7 protein-coding genes and 1 tRNA gene are annotated in these 7321 nt (G+C 45.5%); 6 read left to right on the plus strand and 2 right to left on the minus strand.

What is annotated here, in order from left to right; all coding sequences use genetic code 11:
• Nucleotide 1 precedes the first annotated feature (1 nt).
• Nucleotides 2-1090 carry a peptide chain release factor 1 gene (prfA, locus tag R7P67_RS19700; protein WP_005382222.1) on the minus strand — a complete coding sequence of 363 codons (1089 nt, stop codon included), beginning with the start codon at nucleotides 1088-1090 and terminating at the stop codon, nucleotides 2-4.
• 29 nt (nucleotides 1091-1119) lie between these two features.
• A complete protein-coding gene (gene hemA / locus R7P67_RS19705) occupies nucleotides 1120-2376 on the minus strand; it encodes a glutamyl-tRNA reductase (protein WP_005384104.1) in 1257 nt (418 codons plus the stop codon).
• A gap of 134 nt (nucleotides 2377-2510) precedes the next feature.
• Here hemA and lolB point away from each other — a divergent pair, with 134 nt between their 5' ends.
• The 6 genes from lolB (at nucleotide 2511) to R7P67_RS19735 (ending at nucleotide 7195) form a co-directional block, all read left to right on the plus strand.
• Nucleotides 2511-3149, plus strand: a complete 639-nt coding sequence (gene lolB / locus R7P67_RS19710; RefSeq protein ID WP_085570134.1) for a lipoprotein insertase outer membrane protein LolB — start codon at nucleotides 2511-2513, stop codon at nucleotides 3147-3149.
• Nucleotides 3146-4018 carry a 4-(cytidine 5'-diphospho)-2-C-methyl-D-erythritol kinase gene (gene ispE, locus R7P67_RS19715; protein ID WP_005384108.1) on the plus strand — a complete coding sequence of 291 codons (873 nt, stop codon included), beginning with the start codon at nucleotides 3146-3148 and terminating at the stop codon, nucleotides 4016-4018. The genes lolB and ispE overlap by 4 nt, the downstream gene beginning before the upstream one ends.
• A 27-nt stretch (nucleotides 4019-4045) precedes the next feature.
• The gene (locus R7P67_RS19720) at nucleotides 4046-4990 is read left to right on the plus strand and encodes a ribose-phosphate pyrophosphokinase (protein WP_005393176.1); all 945 of its coding nucleotides are present in this window, start codon (nucleotides 4046-4048) and stop codon (nucleotides 4988-4990) included.
• A 151-nt stretch (nucleotides 4991-5141) separates the two neighbouring features.
• A complete protein-coding gene (gene pth / locus R7P67_RS19725; RefSeq protein ID WP_042524127.1) occupies nucleotides 5142-5732 on the plus strand; it encodes an aminoacyl-tRNA hydrolase in 591 nt (196 codons plus the stop codon).
• A gap of 10 nt (nucleotides 5733-5742) precedes the next feature.
• Complete coding sequence (ychF, locus tag R7P67_RS19730) at nucleotides 5743-6834, plus strand: redox-regulated ATPase YchF (RefSeq protein WP_005393178.1); 1092 nt, start codon at nucleotides 5743-5745, stop codon at nucleotides 6832-6834.
• Nucleotides 6835-7118: 284 nt separating this feature from the next.
• A tRNA-Met gene (locus tag R7P67_RS19735) sits at nucleotides 7119-7195 on the plus strand.
• Nucleotides 7196-7321: the final 126 nt, after the last annotated feature.

Here is a 7321-nt window from a genome sequence, read left to right on the forward strand (position 1 = left end):
ATTAGCCGTTCTCTGCAAGCGCCGCAAGTTGGTCTGCTTGGTGCTCTTGAATCACAGGATCAATCAAGCTCTGCAGGTCACCTTCCATCACTTCGTTCAAACGATAGATGGTTAGGTTGATACGGTGATCAGACACACGACCTTGTGGGTAGTTGTATGTACGAATACGGTCACTACGGTCACCAGAACCTAGAAGGTTACGACGTGTATCAGACACTTCTGCGGCACGACGCTCTTCTTCCGCTTGAACGATACGAGCAGCAAGAACCGCCATTGCTTTCGCTTTGTTCTTGTGCTGTGAACGCTCATCCTGACACTCTACTACCGTACCCGTTGGTAAGTGGGTAATACGGATTGCAGAATCCGTGGTGTTAACGTGCTGACCACCCGCGCCAGATGCACGGAACGTATCGATTTTCAGGTCTGCTGCTTTGATTTCTGGCAGATCCGCTTCAGGGATTTCCGCCATTACTGCTACTGTACAAGCAGAAGTATGCACACGGCCTTGAGATTCAGTTGCAGGAACACGCTGTACACGGTGACCGCCTGACTCAAATTTCAACACGCCGTATGCACCGTCGCCGCTTACTTTCGCGATCATCTCTTTGTAACCACCGTGCTCTGCCTCGTTAGAAGACATGACTTCGATGCGCCAGCCACGCTTTTCTGCGTACTTGCTGTACATACGGAATAGATCACCCGCGAAAATGCCCGCTTCGTCGCCACCCGCACCTGCACGAATTTCTAGGAAACAGTTACGATCATCGTTCGGATCTTTTGGCAGAAGAAGAATCTGTAACTCATCAGTAAGACGCTCAATCGTCGCTTTCGCTTCTTTGATTTCTTCTTGCGCCATTTCACGCATTTCTTCGTCGTCTTCGTTTGCCATCTCTTCAGCGGCGACAAGATCTTCTTGTGCTTGTTGATAAGCTTGGAAGCACTTGGTTACTTCTTCTAGCTGAGAGTACTCTCTTGATAGAGCACGGAATTTGTCCTGATTTCCAATTACATCAGGATCACCAAGAAGATGTTGAACTTCTTCGTAACGTTCTACTAGCGTTTCTAGCTTAGTCAGAATAGAGGCTTTCATAGTGTCGTTTTCTTAATAAAAAGCGTGAGTTATAGATCATCCAAGCCAAGTGTTTGGCGGATAATCGTTAATTTTGCTGGTTCGCCTTGCTCAGCTGCACTTTGCAATGCGCGAGTTGGAGCGTGAATCAGTTTGTTGGTGAGTTTATTACTCAGCTCGCGCAGCACTTTCTCCGGATCTGCGCCTGCCGCTAAAGATTGCAAACTTTTGCTCAGTAACTCTTCACGAATTTCGTTGGCTGATTTGCGATAGTCGCGAATACTATCGACGGCTTGCAGTGAACGCAACCATGTCATAAATGCAGCGCTTTCTTCACTAACAATCGCTTCAGCTTGAATCGCTTCGACTTTACGCTGCTCAATGTTGCTGTCGATGATAGATTGCAAGTCATCAACAGAATACAGATATGCGTCGTTCAGTTCACCGACTTCCGACTCTACATCTCGCGGCACCGCAATATCGACCAACAAGATAGGTTGATGTCGGCGCTGCTTTAGAGCCGTTTCGACCATACCTTTGCCAATAATAGGCAATGGGCTCGCCGTTGAGCTAATCACAATATCCGCTTTCGCCAAATGTTCAGGAATTTCGTTCAAACTGATCACTTCTGCGCCAAATTGGTCCGCTAAGCCTTGCGCGCGCTCTTTAGTGCGGTTCGCGACAATCATTTTTGTGCAACCGTTGGACGCTAAATGCTTCGCGACCAATTCAATCGTCTCGCCCGCACCAACTAAAAGCACGGTTGAATCTGATAACGACTCAAAAATATGTTTTGCCAGTGTACATGCCGCATAAGCCACGGACACGGCATTACCACCAATATCTGTCTCTGTTCTCACCCGTTTGGCGACTGAGAACGTCTTTTGAAACAGTTTATCAATCGAGGCATCGACGGCTTGATGATCTCGCGAGTCAGAAAATGCTTGCTTTACCTGCCCCAAAATTTGAGGCTCACCCAACACCAGAGAGTCAAGACCGCACGATACGCGCATCAAATGCTTTATTGCAGCTTGTTCTTCATGAACATACAAACTCGGCATTAAATCTTCGCGGCTCACTTGATGAAATTGAGCAAGCCAATCGATCAACTTGTTTCGCGCTCCTTGCTTAACATCGCAGTACAACTCAGTTCGGTTACAGGTTGAAACAATCACACTGCCGTTAACCGCTTCGTGCTCTCTAAGTTGCTCGAGTGCAGGGCCGAGTTTATCCGGACCAAACGCCACCTTCTCTCGCAAGTCGACAGACGCTGTATTGTGATTAATTCCAATAGCAAGCAAGGACATCTAACGTGGTATCTCTGGGATAGGTTATAAAATAGGTCCAGAATTTTACTGTAAGCACGCATTTATTGAAAGGGTAAGCCGGATTTGTTTTCCTAAGTGCGACTTTTCAATGCTATAGTTGTGAGCGATTCCCGATGAAACTGATTAATAAGCCATCAAACATGACGTTACGCTCCTTTATTCTTTTTTTCTTGTCGAGCTTACTGCTCGCTGGTTGTTCGTCCGTTCCTGAAAGTGTTACCAGCGTTGAATGGCAAGCTCATGAGCAGCGACTCGAAACCATCCAAGATTTTCAAGCAACGGGGAAACTTGGTTATATTGGCCCAGACCAAAGACAAAATTTAAACTTCTACTGGAAACATTCTTCAGCACTAAGCCAGTTGCGTTTAACAACGATTCTCGGACAAACGGCATTAAAGCTCACCATCACCCCACAAGGCGCCACAGTAGAAACTTACGATGATCAGGTCCTTTCTTCTCGCAGTGCTAACCAGCTGATTTACCGTCTTACAGGGTTGATGATGCCCGTCGAACACATGCCTGACTGGCTATTAGGTCTACCGACCGATGCCGACAAATTCCAACTGTCTCCAACCAATACACTGCAAGCGTTAAACAAACAAATTGGTTTAAATGATTGGAGTATTGCATATCAAAGATATGGCGACGTTCAATGGCATGAACAGTCCCTCCCTCTGCCAAATAAGCTGAAACTCACCACAGCTGATGTCAAAATAAATCTAGTGATCACAAAATGGAACATCACCCAATGATTGAACTTTCAACACGCTGGCCATCACCAGCGAAATTGAATCTCTTTCTATATATCAACGGCCGTACAGAGAATGGCTATCACGAGTTACAAACGTTATTCCAATTCGTCGATCACGGCGATGAGCTCACCATTCAAGCGAACCATTCTGGTGATATTACGATTTCTCCAGAGATAGAAGGTGTGCCTCTTCAAGACAATTTAATTTGGAAAGCAGCAACCGCGCTTCAAGCTTACTCAAACTGCCCTTTTGGCGCGCATATTGAGCTACAGAAAGTGCTGCCTATGGGTGGAGGCATTGGTGGGGGCTCATCGAACGCAGCTACAGCATTAGTGGCACTGAATTACTTATGGCAACTGAATCTAACTGACGACGAACTGGCTGAAATTGGTTTAAAACTGGGCGCAGACGTGCCCGTATTTGTGCGCGGATTTGCAGCTTTTGCTGAAGGTGTTGGTGAAAAACTCTCTCCTGCTTATCCCGAAGAAAAGTGGTACTTAGTCGTCAGACCGAATGTATCTATCGCAACCGTCGACGTTTTTTGTCATCCAGATCTGACGCGAAACACCCCAAAACGAGATCTAGAAACACTTTTAAATACGCCAAGCGTAAACGATTGCGAAAAAATTGTACGAATGCTCTACCCAGAGGTTGATAAGCAACTTTCTTGGCTGCTACAATACGCGCCGTCAAGATTGACGGGGACAGGATCTTGCGTTTTTGCTGAATTTTCGAGCAAATCTGAAGCAGAAACTATCCTTGCACAACTCTCTGATAAAGTCTCGGCATTTGTCGCTCAAGGGCGCAATATTTCGCCATTAAAAGAGACTTTGGCTGAATACCAATCAGCCTCACACCGACCTATTTAAACTGGACGCAAACCCGAGGTTTCCACCGTGCCTGATATGAAGCTATTTGCTGGTAACGCAACACCTGAACTAGCCCAACGTATTGCTGATCGTCTTTACATCTCTCTTGGTGATGCATCTGTTTCTCGCTTTTCTGATGGCGAAGTTGCAGTTCAAATCAATGAGAATGTTCGTGGTAGCGATGTTTTCATCATTCAATCCACTTGTGCACCGACTAACGACAACCTAATGGAATTGGTTGTTATGATTGATGCAATGCGCCGTGCTTCAGCAGGCCGTATCACTGCAGTTATCCCTTACTTCGGCTACGCTCGCCAAGACCGTCGTGTACGTTCTGCGCGTGTGCCAATTACTGCAAAAGTTGTTGCTGATTTCCTATCTAACGTTGGTGTTGACCGCGTTCTAACTATCGACCTACACGCAGAGCAAATTCAAGGCTTCTTCGATGTACCTGTAGACAACATCTTCGGCACGCCAGTGCTACTTGAAGATATGCAGGCTCGCGGTCTAGATAACCCTGTAGTGGTATCTCCTGACCTAGGTGGCGTTGTTCGTGCTCGTGCAACAGCAAAAGCACTAGGCGACATCGACATCGCAATCGTAGATAAGCGTCGTCCACGTGCAAACGTTTCTGAAGTAATGAACCTAATCGGTGATGTTGAAGGTCGTGACTGTGTGATCGTTGATGACATGATCGACACAGGTGGCACACTATGTAAAGCAGCTGAAGCACTAAAAGAGCGCGGTGCTAAGCGTGTATTCGCTTACGCTACTCACGCAGTATTCTCAGGCAACGCTGCGGATAACATCAAGAACTCAGTTCTTGACCAAGTTATCGTGACTGACTCTATCTCTCTGTCTAAAGAGATGGCTGCAACAGGTAAAGTGACAACACTAAGCCTATCTCGCATGCTAGCTGAAGCGATTCGTCGTATCAGCAACGAAGAGTCAATCTCTGCAATGTTCAACTAATACGAACATTTCAGTTAAACTGATTTCAAAAGCACCCCTCTTTGGGGTGTTTTTTTATTTGTACTGATAACCAGAAAATCCCTTGGTCGCCCACTGCGAGAATTCTGTGCTATCATACTGCGCTTTTTGAGATTCCAGAGAGATCCTAACCTTGACTCAACCAATCAAACTTCTTGTTGGTCTTGCTAATCCGGGACCAGAATACGCCAGAACTCGTCACAATGCGGGCGCTTGGGTTGTAGAAGAATTAGCACGCGTTCACAACGTTACACTGAAGAACGAACCAAAGTTTTTTGGTCTAACAGGACGCATTATGGTCAATGGCCAGGATCTCCGTTTGCTTATCCCAACCACCTTCATGAATCTATCAGGTAAATCGATCGCAGCGCTTGCGAAATTTTATCAAATTAAACCTGAAGAGATCATGGTTGCTCATGACGAGCTAGACTTACCGCCAGGTGTCGCTAAGTTTAAAAAAGGTGGGGGTCACGGTGGACACAACGGTCTGCGTGACACCATTAGCAAACTGGGCAATAACAAAGATTTTTATCGTCTTCGTATTGGCATTGGTCATCCGGGACACAAAGATAAAGTGGCGGGTTTTGTATTAGGTAAAGCGCCAGCTAAAGAGCAAGAGCTTTTAGATGCAGCAGCTGATGAGGCTGTTCGTTGTCTAGATATCCTGATTAAGGATGGCCTATCTAAAGCACAAAATCGCCTCCACACGTTCAAAGCTGAATAAGGTTACTATCATGGGTTTTAAATGTGGCATCGTTGGTCTACCTAACGTAGGTAAATCAACTCTGTTCAACGCACTAACTAAAGCGGGTATCGAAGCAGCAAACTTCCCGTTCTGTACCATTGAACCAAACACTGGTGTGGTTCCTGTGCCGGATCTACGTCTAGACGCACTAGCTAAGATCGTTAACCCACAGAGAGTTCTTCCAACGACGATGGAGTTCGTGGACATCGCTGGTCTTGTTGCTGGTGCATCACGTGGTGAAGGTTTAGGTAACAAATTCCTAGCTAACATCCGTGAAACAGACGCGATTGGCCACGTTGTACGCTGTTTTGAAAACGAAAACATTGTTCACGTTTCAGGTAAAGTTTCACCTATCGAAGATATCGAAGTGATCAACCTTGAACTTGCAATGGCTGACCTTGATTCTTGTGAACGAGCGATTCAACGTAACGCGAAGAAGGCAAAAGGCGGCGATAAAGACGCAAAATTTGAACTAACCGTACTAGAAAAACTGTTACCAGTACTAACTGAAGGCGGCATGGCACGCACAGTTGAGCTATCTAAAGAAGAGTTAGCAGCAATCGGCTACCTAAACTTCCTAACACTGAAGCCAACTATGTACATTGCAAACGTAAACGAAGATGGCTTCGAAAATAACCCATATCTAGATGCGGTTCGTGAGTTCGCAGAAAAAGAAAACAATGTCGTTGTACCTGTATGTGCAGCTATCGAATCTGAACTATCTGAACTAGAAGATGAAGATCGCGAAGAATTCCTAGCAGATATGGGGATCGAAGAGCCGGGTCTGAACCGTGTAATTCGCTCTGGTTACGAACTACTGACTCTACACACCTACTTCACAGCAGGTGTTAAAGAAGTACGTGCTTGGACAATCCCTGTTGGTGCAACTGCGCCTCAGGCGGCAGGTAAGATCCACACTGACTTCGAGAAAGGCTTTATTCGTGCAGAAGTAGTCGGTTACGACGATTTCATCCAATTCAATGGTGAAAATGGCGCAAAAGACGCAGGTAAATGGCGTCTAGAAGGTAAAGACTACATCGTAAAAGATGGTGATGTTGTACACTTCCGCTTCAATGTTTAATTAAATGAATGAATTCTAAACACTTCATTTACACTAAAAGCCAGCTGTTAAGCTGGCTTTTTTAATACCTTAAGTAAATGAACAAAAATAAATTACGCAACTGCAAGCTAATTTATTTCCAGTTTTAGATCATAAACACGCCTCTTTGTTTAAAAAGGAAGCGAACGAGGTTTTTTCCGAAATTTATTAAAAAAAACTGTTGACGGATCTCACTCAACTTCGCATAATGCGCGCCGTTCCCAACGACAAGGCAACAAAGCGTTGAGAACAAAAAATATGGTTTTGGCTACGTAGCTCAGCTGGTTAGAGCACATCACTCATAATGATGGGGTCACAGGTTCGAATCCCGTCGTAGCCACCATAAACAACGTTATTTAGGTTTTTACCAATTACCTTGATAACTACAGAATAAGTTGCGGAAGTGGCGGAATTGGTAGACGCACCAGATTTAGGTTCTGGCGCCGCAAGGTGTGAGAGTTCAAGTCTC

This window comes from Vibrio sp. Vb0937 (assembly GCF_033338855.1).